General features: G+C 69.7%; 24 protein-coding genes. 17 read left to right on the top strand and 7 right to left on the bottom strand.

All coding sequences use genetic code 11. The features are described 5' to 3' along the window. Positions 1–32 precede the first annotated feature (32 nt). The 3 genes from IFU40_RS08310 to IFU40_RS08300 are packed head-to-tail and all read left to right on the top strand — an operon-like array spanning position 33 to position 1844. Entirely contained in the window at positions 33–539 is a 507-nt protein-coding gene (locus IFU40_RS08310) for a sigma-70 family RNA polymerase sigma factor (RefSeq protein ID WP_083285890.1), read from the top strand. Beyond that, the gene (locus IFU40_RS08305; RefSeq protein WP_055836097.1) at positions 536–1240 is read left to right on the top strand and encodes a zf-HC2 domain-containing protein; all 705 of its coding nucleotides are present in this window, start codon (positions 536–538) and stop codon (positions 1238–1240) included. The genes IFU40_RS08310 and IFU40_RS08305 overlap by 4 nt, the downstream gene beginning before the upstream one ends. A gap of 58 nt (positions 1241–1298) precedes the next feature. Then, on the top strand, positions 1299–1844 hold the full coding sequence (locus tag IFU40_RS08300; RefSeq protein WP_191926011.1) for an MOSC domain-containing protein: 546 nt from the start codon (positions 1299–1301) through the stop codon (positions 1842–1844). A gap of 221 nt (positions 1845–2065) precedes the next feature. Here IFU40_RS08300 and fbaA read toward each other — a convergent pair whose 3' ends face one another. Then, positions 2066–3094, bottom strand: a complete 1029-nt coding sequence (gene fbaA / locus IFU40_RS08295) for a class II fructose-bisphosphate aldolase (protein WP_055939551.1) — start codon at positions 3092–3094, stop codon at positions 2066–2068. Positions 3095–3271: 177 nt separating this feature from the next. Between fbaA and glpX the strand changes: the two genes are divergently transcribed. Both glpX and IFU40_RS08285 read left to right on the top strand, forming a co-directional pair. Next, positions 3272–4261 (top strand): class II fructose-bisphosphatase, encoded by a 990-nt coding sequence (gene glpX, locus IFU40_RS08290; protein ID WP_055836106.1) that lies wholly within the window; start codon positions 3272–3274, stop codon positions 4259–4261. 279 nt (positions 4262–4540) lie between these two features. Continuing rightward, positions 4541–4687, top strand: coding sequence for a hypothetical protein (locus IFU40_RS08285; protein WP_249404109.1), 147 nt, complete (start codon positions 4541–4543; stop codon positions 4685–4687). A 19-nt stretch (positions 4688–4706) separates the two neighbouring features. Here the strand turns inward: IFU40_RS08285 and IFU40_RS08280 are convergent, their stop codons facing one another. Further along, positions 4707–6068 (bottom strand): DNA recombination protein RmuC, encoded by a 1362-nt coding sequence (locus IFU40_RS08280; protein WP_191926009.1) that lies wholly within the window; start codon positions 6066–6068, stop codon positions 4707–4709. Between the two features lie 52 nt (positions 6069–6120). Continuing rightward, entirely contained in the window at positions 6121–6714 is a 594-nt protein-coding gene (locus IFU40_RS08275) for an exonuclease domain-containing protein (RefSeq protein WP_191914842.1), read from the bottom strand. Positions 6715–6839: 125 nt separating this feature from the next. Here IFU40_RS08275 and IFU40_RS08270 point away from each other — a divergent pair, with 125 nt between their 5' ends. The 6 genes from IFU40_RS08270 (at position 6840) to IFU40_RS08245 (ending at position 11744) form a co-directional block, all read left to right on the top strand. Next, positions 6840–7589: a class I SAM-dependent methyltransferase gene (locus IFU40_RS08270; RefSeq protein ID WP_191926008.1), complete on the top strand. Its 750-nt coding sequence runs from the start codon at positions 6840–6842 to the stop codon at positions 7587–7589. 119 nt (positions 7590–7708) lie between these two features. Beyond that, a complete protein-coding gene (gene ychF / locus IFU40_RS08265; protein ID WP_055939562.1) occupies positions 7709–8782 on the top strand; it encodes a redox-regulated ATPase YchF in 1074 nt (357 codons plus the stop codon). A gap of 1014 nt (positions 8783–9796) precedes the next feature. After that, positions 9797–10093, top strand: a complete 297-nt coding sequence (locus IFU40_RS08260) for a hypothetical protein (RefSeq protein WP_191926007.1) — start codon at positions 9797–9799, stop codon at positions 10091–10093. Between the two features lie 4 nt (positions 10094–10097). Then, complete coding sequence (locus IFU40_RS08255; protein WP_191926006.1) at positions 10098–10652, top strand: hypothetical protein; 555 nt, start codon at positions 10098–10100, stop codon at positions 10650–10652. A gap of 79 nt (positions 10653–10731) precedes the next feature. Further along, positions 10732–11211 carry a DUF4279 domain-containing protein gene (locus IFU40_RS08250; RefSeq protein ID WP_191926005.1) on the top strand — a complete coding sequence of 160 codons (480 nt, stop codon included), beginning with the start codon at positions 10732–10734 and terminating at the stop codon, positions 11209–11211. Further along, a complete protein-coding gene (locus IFU40_RS08245; protein ID WP_191926004.1) occupies positions 11208–11744 on the top strand; it encodes a phage holin family protein in 537 nt (178 codons plus the stop codon). The genes IFU40_RS08250 and IFU40_RS08245 overlap by 4 nt, the downstream gene beginning before the upstream one ends. Positions 11745–11894: 150 nt before the next feature. Here the strand turns inward: IFU40_RS08245 and IFU40_RS08240 are convergent, their stop codons facing one another. Then, on the bottom strand, positions 11895–13220 hold the full coding sequence (locus IFU40_RS08240; protein WP_342343499.1) for a D-alanyl-D-alanine carboxypeptidase family protein: 1326 nt from the start codon (positions 13218–13220) through the stop codon (positions 11895–11897). A 170-nt stretch (positions 13221–13390) separates the two neighbouring features. On the opposite strand from IFU40_RS08240, the gene IFU40_RS08235 reads away from it, so the two are divergent. Together IFU40_RS08235 and IFU40_RS08230 are read left to right on the top strand one after the other, a co-directional pair. After that, a complete protein-coding gene (locus IFU40_RS08235) occupies positions 13391–13561 on the top strand; it encodes a CsbD family protein (protein WP_055836137.1) in 171 nt (56 codons plus the stop codon). 94 nt (positions 13562–13655) lie between these two features. Further along, a complete protein-coding gene (locus IFU40_RS08230; protein WP_191926003.1) occupies positions 13656–14624 on the top strand; it encodes an aldose 1-epimerase family protein in 969 nt (322 codons plus the stop codon). A 52-nt stretch (positions 14625–14676) separates the two neighbouring features. On the opposite strand, the gene IFU40_RS08225 is transcribed toward IFU40_RS08230, so the two are convergent. Beyond that, positions 14677–15084, bottom strand: a complete 408-nt coding sequence (locus IFU40_RS08225; protein WP_191926002.1) for a glucose-6-phosphate dehydrogenase — start codon at positions 15082–15084, stop codon at positions 14677–14679. Between the two features lie 173 nt (positions 15085–15257). Here IFU40_RS08225 and IFU40_RS08220 point away from each other — a divergent pair, with 173 nt between their 5' ends. Both IFU40_RS08220 and IFU40_RS08215 read left to right on the top strand, forming a co-directional pair. Beyond that, positions 15258–16661, top strand: coding sequence for a flotillin family protein (locus tag IFU40_RS08220; RefSeq protein WP_191926001.1), 1404 nt, complete (start codon positions 15258–15260; stop codon positions 16659–16661). 15 nt (positions 16662–16676) lie between these two features. Next, a complete protein-coding gene (locus IFU40_RS08215; RefSeq protein ID WP_191926000.1) occupies positions 16677–17522 on the top strand; it encodes a DNA-formamidopyrimidine glycosylase family protein in 846 nt (281 codons plus the stop codon). Between the two features lie 168 nt (positions 17523–17690). On the opposite strand, the gene IFU40_RS08210 is transcribed toward IFU40_RS08215, so the two are convergent. Then, a complete protein-coding gene (locus tag IFU40_RS08210) occupies positions 17691–18239 on the bottom strand; it encodes a type 1 glutamine amidotransferase domain-containing protein (RefSeq protein WP_055836152.1) in 549 nt (182 codons plus the stop codon). 169 nt (positions 18240–18408) lie between these two features. Between IFU40_RS08210 and IFU40_RS08205 the strand changes: the two genes are divergently transcribed. Beyond that, positions 18409–18546 carry a hypothetical protein gene (locus IFU40_RS08205; RefSeq protein ID WP_191925999.1) on the top strand — a complete coding sequence of 46 codons (138 nt, stop codon included), beginning with the start codon at positions 18409–18411 and terminating at the stop codon, positions 18544–18546. Between the two features lie 139 nt (positions 18547–18685). On the opposite strand, the gene IFU40_RS08200 is transcribed toward IFU40_RS08205, so the two are convergent. Further along, positions 18686–20167, bottom strand: a complete 1482-nt coding sequence (locus IFU40_RS08200) for an MDR family MFS transporter (RefSeq protein WP_191925998.1) — start codon at positions 20165–20167, stop codon at positions 18686–18688. Between the two features lie 232 nt (positions 20168–20399). Here IFU40_RS08200 and IFU40_RS08195 point away from each other — a divergent pair, with 232 nt between their 5' ends. Then, positions 20400–22316 carry an ABC transporter ATP-binding protein gene (locus tag IFU40_RS08195; RefSeq protein WP_249404108.1) on the top strand — a complete coding sequence of 639 codons (1917 nt, stop codon included), beginning with the start codon at positions 20400–20402 and terminating at the stop codon, positions 22314–22316. The last annotated feature ends 50 nt before the right edge of the window (positions 22317–22366 follow it).

Genomic DNA, 22366 nt, shown 5'->3' with positions numbered 1-22366 from the left:
GTGTTCCCCGTGAACGAAGAAAGGGGACCGGCGTGGTGCGAGATGAACACGCGCAGCTGACGGCGTTGTACGACGCCCACGCCGTACCCGTGTGGCGCTACGTGGTCAGCCTCACCGGCGATCACGCCGGCGCGGACGACGTCGTGCAAGAGACGCTGCTGCGCGCGTGGCGGACGCCGCGCGTGATGAACGACGAGCCCGCGACCCTTCGTTCGTGGATGTACACCGTGGCGCGAAACCTCGTCATCGACGAAGCGCGCAGCGCGCGGCGCCGGCACGAGCTGCCGGTCGACGAACTGCCCGAGACGGTGCGCGACGACGACACGGATGCCATGTTCGATGCGCTCCTCGTCGAGGAGGCGCTCGCCACCCTCACCCCCGACCACCGTGCGGTCATCGTGAGCGCCTATTACGGGGGCCGCAGCGTCGCGCAGGCCGCCGAAGAACTCGGCATCCCGGCCGGAACGGTGAAATCGCGACTGCATTACGCAGTGCGAGCGCTGAGGCTCGCGCTGCAGGAAAGAGGGGTGACCCGATGAGCGTCGATCATGAACGTCTGTCGATGTGGGACGGCGCCTACGTGCTCGGGGCGTTGAACGCTCCCGACCGCGCCGAGTTCGAAGCGCACCTGTCCGATTGCGCCGAGTGCCGTGCCGCAGTCGCCGACCTCGCGCCCACCGCCGGACTGCTCTCACGCGTGTCCGCCGATCGCGCCCGCGCGGTCGGTGCGACGACAGGACCGGTGCCGATCGCGGCGCCGGACCCGTCGCTGCGGGGCCGGGTGGTCGAGGCGGCGCGGCGTCGACGCGCGCGGCGGGCCACGGCCTGGACGCTCGCGGCGTCGATCGCCCTCATCGCGGTCGCCGTGCCGGCGGGAATCGCGGTGACGAACGCCGTCAGCTCATCGTCGGGCGCGGTCTACGCCCTCGACGACGTCGCGGGGGCGCCCATCGAAGCCTCGGTCAAGCTCACGTCGGTGCCGTGGGGCACCCGCATCGACCTGGTGTGCGAGTACACCGGGCAGGTCCTCGACGCGCCTCCGGGTGGCTGGCCCTACGCGCTCGCGATCACCGATGAGACAGGTGCGACGAGCGTGCTGTCGACCTGGCGGGCCGGCCCCGGGGCGACGACCGAGTTGAGCGCGGGCACCGATCTGGCGGCCTCGAGCATCGGCTCGGTCGAGATCCGCACCGTCGAGGGCGACCGCGTGATCATGCGGCGCGACTTCGCGACGCCCTGACGCGCGGCGCCACCTCGGCGGGTCGGCGCGGCGATCGGGACGGCCGTAGCATCGTCGCATGCCCCGTCTCGTCGCCGTCTGCGCCGTTCACAGCCTGCACCCGGATGCCGGGTCGATCGGCGTCACCGCGATCGACAAGCGCCCGCTCGACGGGGCGGTGCGCGTCGGCAAGCTCGGCGTCCGCGCCGACGTGCAGGCGAGCCGCAAGCACCACGGCGGCCCCGACAAGGCGGTGTACGCCTACGCGCAGGACGACGCCGAGTTCTGGGAGGGGCAACTCGACCGTGAGCTGCCCGCCGGCTGGTTCGGCGAGAACCTGCGCGTCGAGGGGCTCGACGTCAACGGCGCCCGTATCGGCGAGGTGTGGCGCATCGGCGACACCGTCGAGGTCGAGGTGACGATGCCGCGCACCCCCTGCGCGACGTTCGCGCGCTGGGTCGGAGGCGCCGCGGCGCGCGGATGGGTGAAGCGGTTCTCCGACGAGGGGCGCCTCGGCGCGTACCTGCGGGTGCGACGCGCGGGGGAGGTGCGCGCGGGCGATGCGATCGAGATCGTGTCCTCGCCCGAGGGCGCGCCGACGGTGCTCGAGGTGTACCGGGGCTGAGACGCCGGGTGTCGGCATCCGGTCGCCCGAGGCGGGGTGCGCGCACAACGGTGGGGCGTTGTGATGGCACGCCGTTCGCGGCGGCGTGAGATCGGCATGTCGCCGGGCTGAGCTGCCGTCGTGCACGGCGGGCGCGCGTTGCGGGTCAGGCTCGGGCCGTGGCATCCGGAAACGACGAACGCCCCGGCTGAGGCCGGGGCGTTCGCGGTGATGCGGGTGAGTCAGCTCTTCGACTGGCCGTACGAGCCGAGCTGCTTCGTGGCCTCGACCACGCGAACGGCCATGGCCGACTCGGCGACCTTGCCCCAGGCGCGGGGGTCGTACTGCTTCTTGTTTCCGACCTCGCCGTCGAGCTTGAGCACGCCCTCGTAGTTCGAGAACATGTAGCCCGCGATCGAGCGCGTGAAGGCGTACTGGGTGTCGGTGTCGATGTTCATCTTCACGACGCCGTTGGCCACAGCGAGGGCGATCTCTTCATCGGTCGAGCCGCTGCCGCCGTGGAAGACGAGGTCGAGGGGCTTGGGGCCGGTGCCGAACTTGGCGGCGATGCCCTCCTGGATCTCGCCGAGCAGCTCGGGACGGAGCTTGACGCCGCCGGGCTTGTACACGCCGTGCACGTTGCCGAAGGTGAGGGCCGAGATGTACCGGCCGTTCTCGCCGAGGCCGAGACGCTCGACGGCCTTCGTGACGTCGGCCACGGTGGTGTAGAGCGCGTCGTTCGAGCCCTCGTGCTGCACGCCGTCTTCTTCGCCGCCGACGACGCCGACCTCGATCTCGAGGATGGCGTTGATGGCCTTCATGCGGGGGAGGAGCTCGGCCGCGATGTCGATGTTCTCGTCGAGGGGAACGGCCGAGCCGTCCCACATGTGCGACTGGAAGATGGGGTTGCGACCGGCCTTGACCTCTTCTTCGGAGGCTTCGAGCAGCGGCAGGACGAAGCCGGGAAGGGCGTCCTTCGGGCAGTGGTCGGTGTGCAGGGCCACCGTGATGGGGTAGTTCTTCGCCACCTCGGTGACGTAGCGGGCGAAGGCGAGGGCGCCGGTGGCGCGGGCCTTGACCGTGTGGCCGGCGAAGTAGTCGGCACCACCGGTGGTGACCTGGATGATGCCGTCGGAGCCGGCCTCGGTCAGGCCCTGGAGCACCGAGTTGATGGTCTGCGAGCTCGAGACGTTGATCGCGGGGTACGCGAAGCTGCCGGCCTTGGCGCGGTCGAGCATGTCGGCGTACTGCTCAGGGGAAGCGACGGGCATGGAGGTGCTCCTTGGTGTTGTCGGGACACCGTCAGCCTAGCGAAGGCGCCGGATCGTGACGGTGCGACCTCGGTAGGAACGGTGCACTTCTGCCCATTCGTTAAGAAGAGCGATTCCTTCGCCTTGGCGTCGGTCAAATCCCGGGATTGTCGCGCTCCCGGTGGATACAGTGGCCACATGGTGAGCCTGACTGCCGACATGAGCCCGTTGCATCCCGACCGAAACCTGGCTCTCGAGTTGGTGAGGGCGACGGAAGCGGCATCCATCCGCGCCGTTCCCTTCATCGGTCGCGGCGACAAAGAGGCCGCCGACGGCGCCGCGGTCGACGCGATGCGCGCCTTCTTCAGCACCGTCGACTTCGACGGCACGATCGTCATCGGTGAGGGCGAGAAGGACAACGCCCCCATGCTCTACAACGGGGAGCGCGTCGGCAGCGGCCGCGGCCCCCGCTGCGACGTGGCCGTCGACCCGATCGACGGCACCTCGCTGACCGCCGCCGGCCGCCAGAACGCCCTGTCGGTCATCGCGGTCTCGGATCACGGCACGATGCTCGACGCCTCGACCGTGTTCTACATGGACAAGCTCGTCACCGGTCCCGCGGGCGTCGGTGTCGTCGACATCCGCCTGCCGATCGGCGAGAACATCCGTCTGCTGGCCAAGGCGCTCGGCAAGCCCGTCGACGAGATCGTCGTGTCGGTGCTGAACCGTCCCCGCCACGAGAAGCTCATCGCCGACATCCGCGAAGCCGGAGCCGGTACCCGCCTGATGAGCGACGGCGACGTCGCCGGCGGCATCAACGCGGCCCGCCACAACGCCCGCACCGACATGTGCGTCGGCATCGGCGGCAGCCCCGAGGGCATCGTGACGGCGTGCGCGATCAAGGCGCTCGGCGGTCACATCCAGGGCATTCTGACCCCGGGCAACGACGACGAGAAGCAGAAGGGCCGCGATGCCGGACTGCAGGTCGACGGCGAGGTCTACGAGGCCGATGGTCTGGTGAAGGGCAAGAACACGATCTTCGTCGCCACCGGCGTGACCGATGGTCAGCTCGTCGCGGGCGTCCGCCGCGAAGGCGACTTCCTCTACACCGAGAGTGTCGTGCTGCGCGGCGCGTCGGGAACTCTGCGTCGCATCACGTCGGAGCACCTCACGTCGAAGTGGCTCTGACCCCGTCCGGGGAGGAGCCGCGGCGTCGGGGCGTGCAGTCTCACCCCGACGCGCCGTGCAGGCCGCGCCGGCACGCCGCGCTCAGCCGATGCGCACCTACAGCCGGGCGTGTCGTGACGCAAGCGTGACCGGTGTCGGAGAGGCTGTCTGGCAGAATCGTCAGCAGTGTCAACGGCGACGCTGTGACTTCCGAGACCCGAAGGGGGATCGTCCATGGCAGCAGCTCCGACGAATTCGACCGCACCTCAGACAGGTGCGCACGCGGTGGTGGCCAGAGCGGTGGACCCCGCACGTCGCCCCGATGTCCTGCTTCGCGTTCGCCGCGACGAGGGGCACGAGATCAGCGCCTGGTGGATGGTCGGCGCCTTCGTGGGCGTCTCGGCTGCGGTGATCAGCCTGCTCAGCTGGGTTCCGGGCGGCTCCTGAGCTCGAGGCCCGGCGGGTCTCAGCCGTGAAGATTCTCGTCGGACAGTCCGGCGCGTTCGCGCACGCCCCCCAGATCGGCCGTAACCGCGACGCCGGTCGGTGACCCGAGGGACTCCGCTTCGTGCGGATCGGCCGTGGCGTCGGCCGTCGTCGTGATGTCGTCGAGTTCGATCATCTCGGGCGCCGTCCACCGACGCGGGGTCGCGTCGAGAGCGGCGGGTGCGGCGACGGCGTCGAGCTTGGTCTCGTCGATACCCGGGAACTTGCGGGCCGTCACCAGGACGCGTGACTCGAGCGAGCCCGCGAACCTGTTGTAACTGTCGACGGTCTTCTCGATCGCTCGACGAAGGTCGTTGGCGTGCCCGGCCAGAACGCCGACCCGCTCGTACAGCTCGGTGCCGAGTGTGAAGAGGGTGCGCGCCTCGTCGGAGACGTCTTGCTGCGTCCACGTGAACGCGACGGTCTTGAGCACCGCCCACAGGTTGACGGGGGACGCGAGCGCCACGCGCCGGGTGAACGCATAGTCGAGCAGGGCCGGGTCTTCGTCGAGGGCCGAGGCGAGCAGCGATTCGCTCGGAAGGAAGCAGATGACGAACTCCGGGCTCGAGGCGAGACCTGCCCAGTAGGTCTTCTTCGCGAGCGCGTCGACGTGCGCCCGCACCGCCTTGGCATGGCGCGACAGCAGGCTCGCCCGGCGTGCGCCCTCGTCGCCCTGGGCGGTGACCGCGATGGCGCTGGCCTGCAGGTACGCCTCGAGGGGGACCTTGGCGTCGACCGCCAGCGCCTTTCCCCCGGGGAGGCGCACCACCATGTCGGGGCGACCGGCGCCGGCGTCGCTGGACACCGCCGCCTGAAGATCAAAATCGACGTACCGCGTGAGGCCCGCGGCCTCGACCACGCGCCGCAGCTGGGTCTCGCCCCACACCCCGCGGGTCGTTCCCGAGCGCATCGCCGAGGCCAGGGATTCGGTGGTCGCGCGCAGGGCTTCGTCGGCCTCGCGCGAGAGCCTCAGCTGCTCACCGAGCGCGGAGTACTGCTCGACGCGGTCGCGCTCGAGGCCGTCGACCTTGCGCTGCATCGCGTCGAGGGTCTCGCGCACGGGATCGAGTGCCCGCAGCACCGTCTGCTCGCGCCGCTCCCGCTCTTCGCGCGCCGCCTGGTCGGAGCGGGACTGACCGACGAGCTCGCGGTACAACGCGACCTGGTGATCGAGCTGCGCCTGCAGACCGGAGCGGGCGGTCTCGGCCGCCGCCACGCGGGCGCCGAGCGCCTGCTGCTCGACCGCACCCCGCGCCGCTGCGCGCGCCGAGGCGACGACCCACCCGCCGGCTACGCCGAGGGCGAGCGCGAGGATCACGAGAACGAGGGCGATGGCATCCATGGGGTCAGCATGCACCAGACCTCCGACATCGCCCGAGAGACGGGCCGGGAGGTCAGGCGACGGCGCGTTCGGCCGACTCGACGGGGATGCGCGAGATGCGCACGCCCAGGTGCGAGGCCAGGGCCTGTACGTCGTCGGCCCCCGCGCGGCGGGCGCAGTCGATCGTGATCTCGGCGCACGCGACCGCGTCGGCCAGGGCGTCGTGGTGCGCGAACGGCGAGCAGCCCGCCTCGGCGGCCACCAGCGGAAGACGGTACGAGTCGAGCGTGTAGGTCTTGCGCGACATCTGCACGCTGCACAGGTAGCGGTACGGCGGGCACTCGTCGCCGGTGGCGGCGCAGGCACGGCGCAGCACGGACATGTCGAACCCGGCGTTGTGGGCCACGAGCACGTCGGCCCCGGCGAAGGCGGTGAGGCGGGCGAGCTGGGCGCTCCAGTCGGGGGCGTGTGCGACGTCGGCGGCCTGGATGCCGTGGATGCCCACGTTGATCGGTGCGAAGTGGTCGTGCCCGCTCGGGGGCTTGATCAGCCACGCCGCGGTCGCGACGACCCGTCCGTTGCGCACCCGGGCGAGCCCCACGGCGCACGCGGAGGCGCCGCTGGAGTTCGCCGTCTCGAAGTCGATCGCGGTGAAATCCAAAGCCACGGGACCACCTTCACCGCGGGTCGACCTCGACGGCGGGAGGCGCGCCGGGAAGCCCGCGTGTCGCCGGGACCGGTCGCGACGGCGACGCCCGTGGTGGTGTCGGAGTGTCGGCGTAGGGTCGGGGCATGACCGATCGCGAGAAGTCGACGTCGTTCGGACAGGCGGCCTCCGCCTACGAATCCGGGCGTCCCGAGTACCCGTCCGACGCCGTGGCGTGGATGCTCGAGCCCGCGCGCGAACCGGGTCGTGCGCTGCGCGTCGCCGACGTGGGCGCCGGAACGGGCAAGCTCACCCGGACGATCGTGGAACACGGTGCCGACGTGGTGGCGGTCGATCCGGATGCCGACATGCTCGCGACCCTGCGGCACAACGTCGGCGGGGTGCCTACGTTTGCCGGGACGGCCGAGGCCCTGCCTCTTCCCGACGGGGCCCTCGACGCCGTGGTCATGGGGCAGGCCTGGCACTGGGTCGACCCCGAAGAAGGGTCTCGCGAGATCGGCCGCGTGCTGCGCCGCGGGGGAGTGCTGGGCCTCGTCTGGAACATCCGCGACGAGAGCGTCGACTGGGTGCGTCGGTTGACCTCCGCCATGGGCGGGTCGAATGCCGAGGTCCTGCTCGCGACGACCGGACCCCGGGTGGCCGCGCCGTTCGGCGAGCTCGAGCACCACGAGTGGCGCTGGGAGCGCACGATCACCCTTGCGCAGCTGCGCGACCTCGTTCTCTCGCGCAGCGACATCATCACCGCCGACCCCGAGAAGCGCGCGCGAATCGACGCCGCGGTCGACGAGGTGGTGGCATCCGTTCCCGAACTCGCCGCCGGCGGCTCAGTTGCGCTGCCGTACGTCACCCACGCGTTCCGTGCGCGGCGGCCCTGATCGCTCGTGCACGGCGCAAGCGCCGGTCGTGAGGAGACGGCCTTGAGACGGGCGGCGCGCGCCCGCGTGGCGCAGTGCGGCGCCGTGCGATCCGTCGCGGCCGGGTAATCTGGACTCCCGTGGCTCTTACCATCGGAATCGTCGGCCTTCCCAACGTCGGAAAGTCGACCCTCTTCAACGCTCTGACCAAGAACTCGGTGCTCGCCGCGAACTACCCGTTCGCGACCATCGAGCCGAATGTCGGGGTCGTCAACCTTCCCGATGTGCGACTGCAGCAGCTCGCCGACGTCTTCGGCAGCGAGCGCCTCGTGCCCGCCGCGGTGTCGTTCGTCGACATCGCTGGCATCGTGCGCGGCGCGAGCGAGGGCGAGGGGCTCGGCAACCAGTTCCTCGCGAACATCCGGGAAGCGGATGCCATCGCCCAGGTCGTCCGCGGATTCGCCGACGACGACGTGGTCCACGTCGACGGTGAGGTGAACCCCGCCGGTGACATGGAGACCATCAACGCCGAGCTCGCGCTCGCCGACCTCCAGACCCTCGAGAAGGCCATCACGCGCTACGAGAAAGAGGTCAAGGGCAAGAAGCTCGACCCCTCGGTGCTCGACGCGGCCAAGGCGGCCGAAGACGCGCTTCAGCGCGGGGTGCTGCTCTCGGCATCCAAGATCGACCTCAGCCCCATCCGCGAACTGGGACTGCTGACGGCGAAGCCCTTCATCTTCGTCTTCAACGTCGACGAGGCCGTGCTCACCGACCCGGCGCGCAAGGACGAGCTGGCCGCCCTGGTCGCCCCGGCGAAGGCCGTGTTCCTCGACGCCAAGATCGAGTCCGAGCTGATCGACCTCGACCCCGAGGATGCCGCGGAGCTGCTGGCCTCGACCGGTCAGGACGAGTCGGGTCTCGACCAGCTCGCGCGTATCGGCTTCGACACCCTCGGCCTGCAGACCTACCTCACCGCGGGTCCGAAAGAGGCCCGTGCCTGGACGATCCCGCAGGGCGCCAAGGCGCCGCAGGCGGCGGGTGTCATCCACACCGACTTCGAGAAGGGCTTCATCAAGGCCGAGGTCATCTCGTTCGCCGACCTCGTCGAGCTCGGCTCGGTCGCCGAGGCCCGCGCGAAGGGCAAGGCGCGCCTCGAGGGCAAGGATTATGTGATGCAGGACGGCGACGTGGTGGAGTTCCGCTTCAACAATTAGTCCGTTGGGATCTTGCGGTTTCCTCGCGCGGATTGGCGCAAAACTGATGTGAATCCGCCCCTCGGCCGACGGTTCGTCGCCATCGGCTAGATCCGGAGATCCCTGGTAATCCAAATGCCGATCTCACGCCTGATCGAGTTCGCGGTATCAGGAGAGTCGCTGAAGCGCATCATGATGAAGACATTGCGGCTGGGCTCGGGGTGGTCTTCGAGGAACTTCCTTAGGTAGGGCTCAAGATGGCGCACATGCTCGATGTCGCCAAGCTTTGACAGAGAGTGCATACTCTCTACCTCCTTTGCGTGGGCGGCAGCGGCTGCTTCGACCTTTGCTGGTCGCTGGGGGTCATTCGGCAGCGGAAGGCTGAGCACAGCGCTGATCTCCCAGCCGAGCTGATTGCGTGGATAGCAGAGTTCCGTCTTCAGCCTGGAGGACGCGCAGCTAGTCCGATTGGGCCGGGACGGCCCGAAAAATCCCGACGATGGCACCGGCGACTAAGCCCGCCAAACCCACGCCAGTTGCGTACGCAACGCACCACGGCAAAAGCGAGAGGCGCGGATCAGCGTACTGCGGGTGCTCGGCAAACGTCATCATGGCGCCGGGAAACCAGCCGATCAGCACGTACAGTGCGCCCAGAAGCGCACCAGATGCGAATCCGGTTGCTGCGCAGGTCAGCAGCTTGCATATGACCGTGTGCGTCCGATTGGCCGACGGAGACATGAACCAAACGTATGGCCTACCTGCCTTGCCGGCGATGCCCTCGTGTTGACACCAGACAACAATTCCGCGAAGTTCTGGTTCAGCAATTAAGTCGGGCCGGAGCGTCCCATCGCGCCGGGGCGGCCAGTACTCCTGCGATACCGAGCCGGACGTGCCGCGCAGTGGCCGTCGGGCGCGAGCGAGTCCGCCCGAGCCGTGGTTTGCTCGCCCTCAGCATGGATGTGGGGTATCGACGTGGTGACGTTCCGAGTTCGACGGAGCTGATAGTTTGCGTCTCACCTATCGGGGGGATGACACATGGACCACGCGCGGCAGGATCCGCACGCGCGCGTTGCGGAGATGCGCGCCCGACTCATTGAGTGGGACGTCCTCGGCGTGTACGGCGACGGCGAAGGCCCGGGTGATGACGGCGAGTACGACGACCTCATCGAACCAATCATGCGATGGCTCGCCGATGGTGCGAGCCCCCGTGAATTGAGCGCCAACATCGTGCAGTTCCTTCACGACGACTATGGCCTCGAAATAGTGGACACCGATGCTGAACTTCCACTGGCGCGGTCCTTCGTCGCGTGGTGGACAGCGTCGTCTGATTGACAGGATGACCATGCATCACCGCTCCGGTTCATGGCGGAATGCCGGACGGCGACGCGATGAGGTTCAGCTTGACGTCCTCCCCGAGCAAGAACTCGTCGCGGCGCGCGGGTCGATGGACGGCGAAGCCGTCACGAGCGCGCGGCGACGCTGGCGGCACGCTCATCAGCCCCCGATCCGGCGATCAGACCCGATATTCGATCTGGCGGAGTGGATCCCGCCGATAGCGTCGATCGCCATGTTGCTCGCTGGGGTCGGCGTGTCGAAGCGGGAGCCCATGCCCCTCGAACTGTCGGCAGTGCTCGTCGTTGCCGGTGCGACGGTCATCGGCCTGCTCCTGCTCGCCGTGACTGTGCGCCTGGTAGTGAAGCCAGGCATCGCACCGTTCTCTCGGGCTGGTGCGATCACCCTCACCTGCATCTCGATCATTTCGCCGGTTCTGCTCTGGGCGCGAAGCGAGGGCGTCGTGACGCCTTTGGTCGTTGCTGCCATCGTCGCGAACGCCCTCTGCCTGCTCGTCGGAGCGCTCGCGCTCGTGATGTCGCGAGTCCGCACGCAGTGACAAGGGTGCGAAGAGTGGGCGGCTACGTTGTGGAGTTCCGTACCAGAAGACATCTGGGGCTCTAAGTAAGCTCTCGCTCATGATTCGGGGCAACAGGGCATCGCTCAGCGTGTACAGCGACACGAAGACGACTGTCGAGATTTCCGAGCTGCTCGGGATCGAGCCGGACCATTGGGGTGACAAAGGCGATCCCACTCCGGCGGGGCGAGCTGGCCGCAACTTCGCACAGGAGCGTCTGACGTATCAGCGGACCTACTGGTCGATCACCGAGTCTTCCGATAACCAGGACTCCGACGATCAGACCGGCTTCTCCGCGCTCCGGGCGTTGGTGGTGAGACTCGAGTCCAGGGCGCACGCACTCGGTGAACTGCGCCAGGGCGGTGAAACCGTCCTCTGGTGGTCGGGAGATTCTGACAGCATGCAAGGTGGATTCGTGCTGGAGGCGGACCTCATTCGCGACCTCGGAAGGCTGGGGTGTTCCGTCTACGGGACTGCATATCTCTCGGAAGTTGAGGCGGAGGGCACAATGAGCGACGACCCCGCTGAGGAGGATCGATGACCCCCGACGCGACGGTGGTCGTGCGGTACGACGAGGCCCACAGAACAGTCGTAGAGCAGACCCTCCGCACGCTCGTGCGCATGCGGGGCATCCTGATGCTCGTTCTCGGGACGTTGCTCGGGGCGCTGGTGCTGGTGCCGCTCGTCGCGGCGGCGAGTGCCGGTATCGATGCGGCCTTCGTCGTCGTCGGGGGCGCGCTCCTCGTCGTTCCCCTCGTGCTGATCGTGCTGGGAGTGCGGCAGCTGCGGCGGCGTCCGCGCCTGCCCGAGGTCGCCGTCACGATCACCCCCACCTCCGTGTTGTTTCCGGCCGTCGAGCGGCCGTCGGCGCTGGCGCCTCGCCTTCGTGCGGAGGAGTGGCCGCGGGAGGGGACGAGCGTCGAGATCTTCCGTGCGTCCGGTCTGCAGAAGGCGCGCGTCGAGTTCACCCGTCACGACGGAGGCAAGCGACGTCGCCGTTCGATCGCGGCCGACTCCCTCGATGTCGATGCCCGTGTCATCGAGGACGCGCTCCGGGGGTCGCACACCTCCTAGACGCGCCGCGCTGTGCCTCGGGGTTCGTCGGGGCCGCCACCCTCGACACCGCGGTCACACCGAGAGCAGCCGGACTCGACTCCCTCAGGGCGAGACCTCAGACGGGGACGGCCGCGGCCGCGGACCCCGGATGCCGGAAACCCCGGCCCCTCAGCCCAGGTCGCCCGGGTGGGTCAGCCGCCACCAGAGCGTGGGCTCCTCGATGGTGCCGGAGATCTTCACGTCGGCGCTCGCCGTGTTCGGGCCGGCGGTCCAGGTGACGGTGCCGACGACCTCGCCGTCGGCGTAGCTGCGCGGAGCGACGGTGACGAGCGAGGCGGCGACGGGGGTGTCCGACCAGGTTCGCAATGCGGCGTTCTTCGCGAGCACGATGGTGGCCGTGGACCCCCACGGCGTGGTGATCGTACCGACCTCATCGCCCAATCGGCCGACGGAGACATCGTGGAACCCGTCTTCGATGCTCTGCAGCAGCGCGCGCACGTCGGCGTCGGTGCTGTCGTGCGTCGCCCCGCCCATGCGCACTCCCGTGATCTTCAACGGTCCACTGACGCCCACGTCGAGGGTCGACGTGAACAGCAGGTTGAACAGGCCGTCGCCGAGGTTGCCGGTCTTCAGCCCGTTGACGCCGAGCGTTCCGAGCAGGTCGTTGGTGTTCGTGACCGTTCCCGGACCGACGACGCTGATCGAGCGGGTGGCGGTGAGGGTCGCGATCACCGGATCGGCGGCGGCGAGGCGGCCGAGGGCGACGAGGTCACCGGGCGTGCTGCTGTTGCGTTCGTCGACGCCCGTGGCATCCACGATCCGGGTGTCGTTCAGCCCTTTCGCGCTCAGCCACGACCGGGCCGCCTGCACGAAAGCGCCCTCCGAGCCGAAGCCCCAGCGGGCCAGGGCCACGGCGTAGTTGCTCGCGGACGGCAGGAGCATCGTCGCCATCGCATCGCGCTGCGACATCGACGTGCCGTCGGGCATGCGGGCGATCGTGACGCCCTGCACGTAGAACTGGTCGTAGAGATCGGTGTCGGCCTCGGTGAACGAGATGGTCGGTCCGGGGTCGTTCGGCCCGTCGAGCGGGTGCGCATCGAGCACGACCATCGCCGTGATGAGCTTCGTGACGCTCGCGAGGGGCCGCGGATCGTTGCCGCCCGACGAGGCGAAGGCGCCGGCGGCATCGGGCCCGAGGTAGTCCTCTCCGCCCGCCACGCTCACGAGCATGGCCCCCTCGGCGGGAAGGGCGATCGCCGCGGGCGCGCCGGGCGCGACGGCCGATGCCTCCGAGGTGACGGTCGGTGCGGGGAGGGCGGCGGAGGACGCCCACCACACGTATCCGCCGCCGCCGGCGAGCACCATCAGAACCACGACGACGAACGTGACGAGGGCGATCCGACCGGCTCGTCCACTCCCGCGCTGCGCGCCGGGCGACTCGTCGAGAAGGTCGACGAGGTCGTCGAGCGTTCCCGGGCCGGACGACGCGCTCACGGCGCAACCTGGATCGACGGGATGAGGCGAGGGTCAGGGCGCACGCTTCGAACCTAACCCGGTCGGCTTGCTCAGGTCGCGACGAATTTCAAGCCCCCCGAGCCCGAAAGGACGGCGATCTACCGTGATGTCAACGGGAATTACCCGCATACCTAATGGGAGGAGCCGACATGGGACTCGACGACAAGATCAAGAACGCCGCAGAGGACATCACCGGCAAGGCCAAGGAAGCTTTCGGTAAGGCGACCGACAACGAGCGCCTCGAAGCCGAGGGTCAGGCCGATCAGAGCAAGGCCAACGTCAAGAAGGCCGGCGAAAACGTCAAGGACGCCTTCAAGTAAGTCGCCCTCCCCGAATGCCCCGGTCCCGTGCGGATCGGGGCATTCGTCGTTTTACGGTGCGGGAGCCGACGCGGCGGGCCGGGATAATGGCGGGATGACCGATGCCGCTCCCACCGAGACCCCCACTGTCGTCTCGGGCACCCCCGTCGTCCTGCGCGCCCACGGCTATGAGGCCGCGATCGCCAGCGTCGGCGCCTCGCTGCGCTCCCTCACCCACGAGGGGCGCGATCTCGTCGTGCCGTTCGACGCCGACGAGCTGCGCCCCGCCTACCGCGGGACGACCCTCGCCCCGTGGCCGAACCGGATCGTCGACGGAATTCATCGCTTCGGAGGAGCCGAGCACCAGCTCGCCCTCACCGAACCCGATCGCGGTCACGCCCTGCACGGCCTGTTGTCGTGGGTCAGCTGGAACGTCTCGGATGCCACTGCCGACGCCGTCACGCTGACGGCGGCCGTGCCGGCGCAGGCCGGGTACCCGTGGTGGCTCGTCGTCTCGACCACCTACCGCCTCGGCGCCGACGGCCTGACCCAGACCGTGCGTGCCACGAACCTCGCCGACACTCCGGCGCCGTGGGGGACCGGTCCCCACCCCTACCTCGTCGCCGGCTCCGCGCCGCTGGACGCCTGGACCCTGGGACTGCCGGCCGACACCGTGCTCGAGGTGACGCCGGACCGACTCGCACCCGTGGCGCTGGCATCCGTCGCCGTCGATGCCGAACGCTTCGACTTCCGCGCGCCCCGCGTGCTCGGCGCGGTCGAGATCGACCACGCGTACACCGACCTGGTGCGGGATGCCGGTTCACGGGCGACGGTGACCCTCATCGATCCGTCGGGCACGGGAGTGGCCATGAGCTGGGACGCCGCGTGCGCCTGGGTGCAGATCCACACCGCCGACCTGCCCGCCGGCCCTGGAACGCCCGGGCACCGCGCGGGACTCGCCGTGGAGCCCATGACCTGCGCGCCCGACGCGTTCAACGACGACGCCTACGACTTCGACACCGGGGTGGTCGCCCTCGCCCCAGGAGCGTCGCACGAGGCGAGCTGGACGATCTCGGCGCTCTGACGCACGACCGCCCCGTCGCGGAAGCGGCGGGGCGGTTCGTTTTCTGCGAGCGTCAGACGACCTGGGCTCCGCACATCCCGCAGTCGCCGCCGACGGACACCTCGACGAAGCAGTCGGGGCACATCGTGCGCACGGGCCGGTCGGTGATCGGCGTGGGCTTGGCGCTGGGCGTGCGGCGCTCGGCACGAGGAGCGGCCGCGCGGGTGCGCTTCAGCTCGACGGGCGCCGGGGGCGGGGGAGCAGCGGCCGGCGTGTGCTCCTCGCAGTAGAAGCGGACGAATCCGTCGTGGTGCTTGGGATGGCGATGCTTGACGGCCCACAGCTCGGTGCGCTCGTACAGGCGGCCGTCGGTTCCACAGGCGACGCAGCGGGTGGCGTCGCCGGGGACGACGTCGGCGACGAGGACAGGGGCGTCGAAGCGGATGGCATCCCGCCAGTCCTGCGACGAAACGATCTTCATGGGGGACCCTTCTTTCGGCGGTTCGGGCCGCCTCACCCTCAACGGTACGCTCCTCCCCACCCGACCGGCGACGGGATTCGTGCGCAGAAGGGGTGGACACCGCCTGCGGCCCCCCGGATAGGTTGGAGACAATTCCCCCGCGTCGGTCTTTCGGCGCCTGTCGAAGGAGAAGCATGGAACTCGCCGCATTGGGAGCCGTCGGAGTCATCGTCGCCATCGTCGTGGTGGTGGCGGTCGTCGTCCTCCTGGTCCTCTCGCTCATCATCCGCGGCTGGTACCGCGTCGCCAAGGCCGACGAAGCCCTGGTCATCGTCGGTAAGCGCCAGAAGAGCTCTGACGGCAACTCGTCGCGGATCACCGTCATCACCGGCGGTGGCGCGATCGTCAACCCGCTCACCCAGCGCGGCGAGATGATCTCGCTCCGTGCCCGCCAGATCAAGATGGAGCCCACGGCGCAGTCGTCGACGGGCGTCACCGTGAACGTCAGCGGTGTCGCGCTGGTGAAGATCGGCTCCGACCCCGAATCCGTGCGTCGTGCGGCCGAGCGCTTCGCCTCGCAGGACAAGGCGATCGAGCAGTTCACCACCGAGCAGCTCGAGGGTGCGCTGCGCGGAGTGGTCGCGACCCTGACCGTCGAAGAGCTCATGCGGGACCGCCAGCGGCTGTCGGACCAGATCGCCGAAGGCATCAAGCAGGACCTCTCGTCGCAGGGGCTCATCCTCGACTCGTTCCAGATCCAGGGCATCACCGACCTGAACGGCTACATCTCGGCGCTCGGTGCCACCGAGGTCGAGCGCGTCAAGCGCGAGGCCGAGGTCGCCCGCATCAACGCCGTGCGCGAGATCCGCGCGCGCCAGATCGCCACCGACGAGGCCAACCTGATCGAGCAGACCGCGCTCGACAAGAACAGCGCCGCGGCCAAGGCCGAGGTCGGCCGTGCCAACGCCGAGGCCGAGCAGGCCGAGGCCCTCGCGCGCGCCGAACGCCGCCAGGCCGTGCTCGAGCAGGAGGCGCAGAACACCGAGGCGCGCCTGGAGTCCGAGGTCAACCGCGTCGCCGACGCTGACCTGTACCAGCGTCAGAAGAACGCCGACGCCGACTCGTACGCGCAGATCAAGGCCGCGCAGGCCCGCGCGCAGATCGCCGAGCAAGAGGCCGCGGCCGTGCGGGTGCGCGCCGAGGCCGACGCGCAGTCGGTGCGCCTGGCCGGTGAGGCCCGCGCCGAGGCGATCCGCGCCGAGGCCGAGGCCCTGGCGCACAACCAGGAGGCTCTGCTCGCGCAGCGTGCCCTCGAGGCGCTCGTGCCGATGATGACCGAGTTCGCGAAGGGGTTCGACCGCGTCGGCTCCATCACGGTGCTCGGCGGAGAGGGTGCCAGCGGACACCTCGCCGCGGAATCGGCAACAGGCCTGCGCTCGTCGTTCGAGGCCGTGCGCGCGGCGACCGGCATCGACCTGACGCAGATCATCCAGGGCCGTGCGATGGCCGACGCGTTCGCGAACGCGCAGCACCCGGCCACCGCTGCGGCTGCTCCCGTCCCGGCGACGACGCCCACGGCCCCCGAGCCCGGGGCCTGAGCGCGGGGTCGTTCCATGCCCGAAGCCCCCGAAGTCGAGGCGCTCACGCTGTTCCTGCGTGAGCGCCTCGGCGGGCACGTGGTGCGCGACGTCGAGCTCGTCGAGGGGCGCGCGCTCAAGACGCGGCCGCGCCCGCTCGACGAGCTCGTGGGGCGCACCGTGACCGGGGTGACCCGGCACGGAAAGCACCTCGACCTCGATCTCGACGGCGTGCACCTCGGCGTGGGCTTCGGCCGGGCCGGGTGGGCGACGTGGACGGACGCGGGCGCCGAGTCCGACGCCGAGCCCGGCTCCGGTTCGGTGGATGCCGTCCTACCGGCAGCGGTGATCGCGCGCCTCGTGCTCGACGACGGCATCCTGGGGATCACCGACGCGGGGGACTGGCTTTCGGTGCAGTTGCACGTCGTCGATGCGGCGAACGAGGTTCCGTCGGTCGCGAAGCTCGGACCCGATGCCATCGACCCCGCGTTCTCGCGCGAGGCGCTGGCGCACGCTCTCGGCGGACGGCGCAAACAGCTCAAAGCGCTGCTGCAGGAGCAGGAGTCGCTCGCCGGCATCGGCAACGCGTACTCCGACGAGATCCTCTTCGCCGCCCGACTGTCGCCCGTCGCGCACGCGTCGAGCCTCTCGAGCGACGACGTCTCGCGGTTGCACGCGGCGCTGCACGACACGCTGACCGCCGCGGTGCTGGCGCGGCGGGGCGTCCCCATCGCCCAGCAGAAGGCCGCCAAGGTGGCGGCCATGGCGGTGCACGGGCGCACGGGCGAGCCCTGCCCCGACTGCGGCGGTGTGATCGAGGACATTCCCGGTACGAAGGGCGGCGGGCAGTACTGCCCGTCGTGCCAGGTGCTGCCGGGCTGATCCGCCGCTCGTCTCGTGCGGGGGTCGCGTCGGGCGGGCGCGGGACCGAGGCGTGCCTCGGGGCACGACTCGCGGGAAACCAATCGAGCGATCGCCCCACCGACGCCCGCTCGGCCGAAACGACGACGGCCCCGAGCCGAAGCCCGGGGCCGTTGCCGACGAAGACGTTCAGGCGGTCTGGCCGGAGTGCTTCCCCTCGGCGACCTCTTCGACGAGCTTGGCGTTGAACGCGGGCAGGTCGTCGGGGTTGCGGCTCGAGACGAGCCCCTGGTCGACGTGCACCTCCTCGTCGACCCACGTGGCTCCGGCGTTTCGCAGGTCGGTCTTCAAGGTCGGGTAGCTGGTGAGGGTGCGGCCCTTCAGCACGTCGGCCTCGGTGAGGATCCAGCCCCCGTGGCAGATGACGGCGACCGGCTTGTGCTGGTCGAAGAAATCGCGCGTGAAGGACACGGCATCCTGGACGATGCGGATGTCGTCGGCGTTCTGCACGCCGCCGGGCAGCACGAGGGCATCGAAGTCGGCTGCCGAGGCCGAGCCCACGGCGAGGTCGACGGGCTGCTGGTGCCCCTTCTCGCCGGTGATGCTGCCGTCGGCGGGCGAGACGAGCACGGCTTCGGCGCCAGCGGAGGTGACGGCCTCCCACGGGCTCGTGAGCTCGCTGTCTTCAAATCCGTCGGTGAGCAGGAAGGCGATGCGCTTGCCGGTGAGATCGGTCATGGTGCGACTCTCTCTTTCTCGATCGGGAACGCCTTCCACGCTAGAAACCGCCGCGCGGACGGGGGCGGGGGTTGCGGATGCCGCGCCCCGGCGTTAGCGGTGACCTGCGTCGATCGCCCGGTTCCGTCGGCGGCCCGCCGGAGTCCTGCGCGGGCGTAGCATGGAGCGCATGTCCGCTGACACCACGTCTGAGACGACTTCGGCATCGAAGCCGCTGATCACGCTTCTGAACGCTCCCGCCGAAGAGAAGGACGAGTCTCGCCCCGCGGCGTCGCAGTGCTGCGGCGGCGGTTCCTGCTCGCTCTGAGCCTGTACCCCCGGCGCGCCCGGCCCGTCGTGGTCATGTCGTCCGGCGCACCGTGATCTGACCTGAACCTCGGGACGTGCGTCCCGGCGCTGTCGTCGTCGCGCGTCGTCACCGCCGTCCACGATCGGCGTTGTGCCCCTCAGTGCGCGATCGGCGCCACGCCCTCGGGCTGATCGGCGGGCTTGCGAATGAGGAACGCCCCCACGATCAGGGGCACCGAGATGATCGCGGCGACGAGGAACGCGGCCCGCGTTCCCGCAGCTCCGGCCTCGAGGCCCCCGCCCGCCGCGGCCGAGACCGACGACATCAGCGTGACCAGCAGAGCGATACCGGCGGCGCCGGCGACCTGCTGCACGGTTCCCACGACGGCGGAGCCGTACGAGTAGAACCGGGGCTCGAGCGAACCGAGGGATGCCGTGAACAGCGGCGTGAACGACAGCGCGAGACCGATCATCATGACGGTCTGCACCGCGATGAGCAGCGCGAACGGGGTGTCGGTGCCAACGGTCGTGTAGAACCACAGCGAGCCGCTGGTGATCACGGCGCCCGGCACGAGCAGCACCTGCGTGCCGAAGCGGTCGTAGATGCGCCCGATCACGGGACCCGCGAGGCCCATCGCGAGAGAGCCGGGCAGCACGGCCAGGCCCGTCTCGAGGGGCGTCTTCTCGAGCACCGTCTGCAGGTAGAGGGGCAGCAGCGTGATCGCGCCGAAGAACGCCATCGACATCACGCCGAGCTGCGCCACCGAGAGGGTGAAGTTGCGGGAGCGGAACACGCGCAGGTCGAGCAGGGCGCTGTCGCTGCGCTGGAGCCGTGTCTGACGCCAGACGAAGAGGCCCAGTCCGATCACACCCACCGCGAGCGAGGCGATGAGGGTCACGAGCGAGGTCGACGCGGCATCCGGGTCGGAACCATGGCCGCCGCCGATCTGGCTGAGGCCGAACACGAGGCCGCCGAAGCCGAGCGCCGAGAGGACAACCGACGGGATGTCGATGGGGGCGTTGCGGGTCTCGCCGAGGTTGTGGATCCAGCGAGCGCCCACGAAGAGGGCGACCAGGGCGATGGGCAGCACGATGCCGAAGATCCAGTGCCACCCGAGCGACTGGAGCACGAGCCCCGACATGGTCGGGCCGATCGCGGGGGCGAGCGCCATGACGATGCTGACGCGCCCCATCATGCGTCCGCGCTGCTGCGGCGGCACGATCGTCATGATCGTGGTCATCAGCAGCGGCATCATGATGGCCGTCCCCGAGGCCTGGATGACGCGGGCGACGACGAGAACTTCGAAGCCGGGGGCGAGGAAGGCCACGAGCGTGCCGGTCGAGAACAGCGACATCGCCGCGATGAAGACCTGACGCGTGGTGAAACGCTGCAGCAGGAAGCCCGTGATCGGGATGACGACGGCCATCGTCAGCATGAACGCGGTGGTCAGCCACTGCGCGGCGACGGCCGTGATGCCCAGGTCGCGAATGAGGAACGGGATGGCGACGTTCATCGTCGTCTCGTTGAGGATCGCGACGAACGCGGCGGTGAGCAGCAGCCAGATGACGCGGCTCTGCTCGGTGGTCACGCCCGAGGCGGTGGCGGGCGGGGAAGCGACGGGGGTGCCGGTGGCAGCCATGACGAGGTCCTTTTCGTGCGGGGGGCTTCGTGGCGCCGGAGAGGCGACGTGCCTCAGACCGAACGGCGGCGGTCGGCGGGATATTCCGACGTCGAGAGAAATTCGCCGGGACGATGTCGGGGAAGCGCGGGGCGGGGTCTCGCGGCCGCCCGCCGCGGTGCCCGGGCGGGAGCCGGTGTCGGCGGTCGGACGTAGGCTGGCCCGCATGACCCCGGGTGGAGTAGGCGGAAGCATGTTCCGCGGCGTGGACGCCGCCGAACAGCGCCGACGCAACTCCCAGGCACCGCGCGTCGCGAACCTCGGGCGGCGGGTCGTCGACCTGTTCCGGCCCTATCGCGGTCGCATCGTCATGACGGCGGTGCTCGTGGTGGTGGGGGCGGCGATCGCGGTCATCCCGCCGCTGCTGGTGCAGCGCATCTTCGACGATGCGCTCTTCCCGATCGACGGGTCCCGCCCCGATCTGCAGCTGCTCGCCGTGCTGGTCAGCATCATGATGGTGCTGTTCCTGGTGTCGGCGGGGCTGAACGTGGGGCAGACGTGGTTCACGGCGACCGTGGGCAACCGCGTGACGGGCGATCTGCGCACGCGCCTGTTCGACCACCTGCAATCGATGGAGCTCGGGTTCTTCACCCGCACGAAGACGGGCGTCATCCAGTCGCGTCTGCAGAACGACGTCGGCGGCGTCTCGGGCGTGCTGACCAACACGGTCACCAGCATCCTCGGCAACGCGGTGACGGTGATCGCCTCGCTCGTGGCGATGATCCTCATCGATTGGCGACTGACCCTCATCGCCGTCGCGCTCATGCCGTTCCTCATCTTCGTGCAGCGCCGGGTGGGGCAGGTGCGCGCGCGCATCGCGGGCGAGACGCAGGAGTCCCTGTCGGAGCTCTCGGCGATCACTCAAGAGACGTTGAGCGTGTCCGGCATCCTGCTGTCGAAGTCGTTCAACCGCCAGCGCACCGAGTCGGCACGCTTCGACGCCGAGAACGACAACCAGGTGCACCTGCAGGTGCGGCGCGCGATGAGCGGCCAGGGCTTCTTCGCGGTGGTCCAGGTCATCATGTCGAGCGTCCCCGCCGTGATCTACCTCGTCGCGGGGTATCTCATCGCCGGTGGCGCGGGTGCCATCACCGCCGGCACCATCGTGGCCTTCACGACCGTGCAGGCGCGGCTGCTCATGCCGCTGATGGGGCTCATGCGCGTGGCGCTCGACGTGCAGACCTCGTCGGCGCTGTTCGCCCGCATCTTCGAGTACCTCGACCTGCGGCCGGCCATCGTCGACGTCCCCGACGCCCTACCGGTCTCGGCCGCGCCCGGTCCGGTCGGGCGGGTCGAGTTCCGCGACGTGGAGTTCCGCTACCCCGACGCACCCGCGAACGCGCGGCCCACGCTCGACGGGATCTCGTTCACCGTCGAACCCGGGCAGCACGTGGCGTTCGTGGGGCCCTCGGGGGCGGGCAAGACCACGATCCTGTACCTGACGCCGCGCATGTACGAAGCGTCAGGCGGGGCGGTGCTGTTCTCGGGAGCCGACGTGCGCGACCTTGATCGGGCCTCGATCGTCGACGAGATCGGCATCGTGTCGCAAGAGACGTACCTGTTCCACGCGACGGTGCGCGAGAACCTGCGCTACGCCCGCCCCGAGGCCTCCGACGACGAGATCGAGGCCGCCTGCCGCGCCGCGAACATCCACCACGTCATCGCCGGCTTCGAAGCCGGATACGACACCGTCGTCGGTGAGCGCGGATACCGCCTCTCGGGCGGCGAGAAGCAGCGCATCGCGATCGCGCGCGTGCTGCTCAAAGGCCCTCCCGTGCTGCTGCTCGACGAGGCGACGAGTGCTCTCGACACCGTGTCGGAGCGCATCGTGCAGGAGGCCCTCGAGACCGCATCGCACGGGCGCACGACGCTGTCGATCGCGCACCGCCTGTCGACGGTCATCAGCGCCGATCAGATCCACGTCGTCGACGCGGGTCGCATCGTGGAGTCGGGTACCCACTCCGAACTGCTCGCAGCGGGCGGGCTGTACTCCAGCCTCGCTGCCGAGCAGCTCGCCGCCTCGTTCGTCCTCGCTGACGAGCAGCTCGACGCGGCGGGCCTCGCCCGCGCGGCACTGCCCTCCCGCCGGGCGGATGAACCGCCGGAGTGAACGATCGTCGTCGTGGGTCGGGATCGGCCGCGGCGATGAGTGAAGGGACG

The organism is Microbacterium sp. CFBP 13617 (assembly GCF_014839445.1).
In the GTDB taxonomy this organism is placed as follows: domain Bacteria; phylum Actinomycetota; class Actinomycetes; order Actinomycetales; family Microbacteriaceae; genus Microbacterium.
Note: the sequence above shows the minus strand (reverse complement) of the source record. Positions and strands in the feature narration are given on the sequence as shown.

Coding starts and splice junctions, on each gene's coding strand:
- IFU40_RS08305 (WP_055836097.1), top strand. CDS start 536: ATGAGCGTCGATCATGAACGTCTGTCGATGTGGGACGGCGCCTACGTG.
- IFU40_RS08300 (WP_191926011.1), top strand. CDS start 1,299: ATGCCCCGTCTCGTCGCCGTCTGCGCCGTTCACAGCCTGCACCCGGAT.
- fbaA (WP_055939551.1), bottom strand. CDS start 3,094: ATGCCCGTCGCTTCCCCTGAGCAGTACGCCGACATGCTCGACCGCGCC.
- glpX (WP_055836106.1), top strand. CDS start 3,272: ATGGTGAGCCTGACTGCCGACATGAGCCCGTTGCATCCCGACCGAAAC.
- IFU40_RS08280 (WP_191926009.1), bottom strand. CDS start 6,068: ATGGATGCCATCGCCCTCGTTCTCGTGATCCTCGCGCTCGCCCTCGGC.
- IFU40_RS08270 (WP_191926008.1), top strand. CDS start 6,840: ATGACCGATCGCGAGAAGTCGACGTCGTTCGGACAGGCGGCCTCCGCC.
- IFU40_RS08260 (WP_191926007.1), top strand. CDS start 9,797: ATGGACCACGCGCGGCAGGATCCGCACGCGCGCGTTGCGGAGATGCGC.
- IFU40_RS08255 (WP_191926006.1), top strand. CDS start 10,098: ATGACCATGCATCACCGCTCCGGTTCATGGCGGAATGCCGGACGGCGA.
- IFU40_RS08250 (WP_191926005.1), top strand. CDS start 10,732: ATGATTCGGGGCAACAGGGCATCGCTCAGCGTGTACAGCGACACGAAG.
- IFU40_RS08245 (WP_191926004.1), top strand. CDS start 11,208: ATGACCCCCGACGCGACGGTGGTCGTGCGGTACGACGAGGCCCACAGA.
- IFU40_RS08235 (WP_055836137.1), top strand. CDS start 13,391: ATGGGACTCGACGACAAGATCAAGAACGCCGCAGAGGACATCACCGGC.
- IFU40_RS08230 (WP_191926003.1), top strand. CDS start 13,656: ATGACCGATGCCGCTCCCACCGAGACCCCCACTGTCGTCTCGGGCACC.
- IFU40_RS08225 (WP_191926002.1), bottom strand. CDS start 15,084: ATGAAGATCGTTTCGTCGCAGGACTGGCGGGATGCCATCCGCTTCGAC.
- IFU40_RS08220 (WP_191926001.1), top strand. CDS start 15,258: ATGGAACTCGCCGCATTGGGAGCCGTCGGAGTCATCGTCGCCATCGTC.
- IFU40_RS08215 (WP_191926000.1), top strand. CDS start 16,677: ATGCCCGAAGCCCCCGAAGTCGAGGCGCTCACGCTGTTCCTGCGTGAG.
- IFU40_RS08210 (WP_055836152.1), bottom strand. CDS start 18,239: ATGACCGATCTCACCGGCAAGCGCATCGCCTTCCTGCTCACCGACGGA.
- IFU40_RS08205 (WP_191925999.1), top strand. CDS start 18,409: ATGTCCGCTGACACCACGTCTGAGACGACTTCGGCATCGAAGCCGCTG.
- IFU40_RS08200 (WP_191925998.1), bottom strand. CDS start 20,167: ATGGCTGCCACCGGCACCCCCGTCGCTTCCCCGCCCGCCACCGCCTCG.
- IFU40_RS08195 (WP_249404108.1), top strand. CDS start 20,400: ATGTTCCGCGGCGTGGACGCCGCCGAACAGCGCCGACGCAACTCCCAG.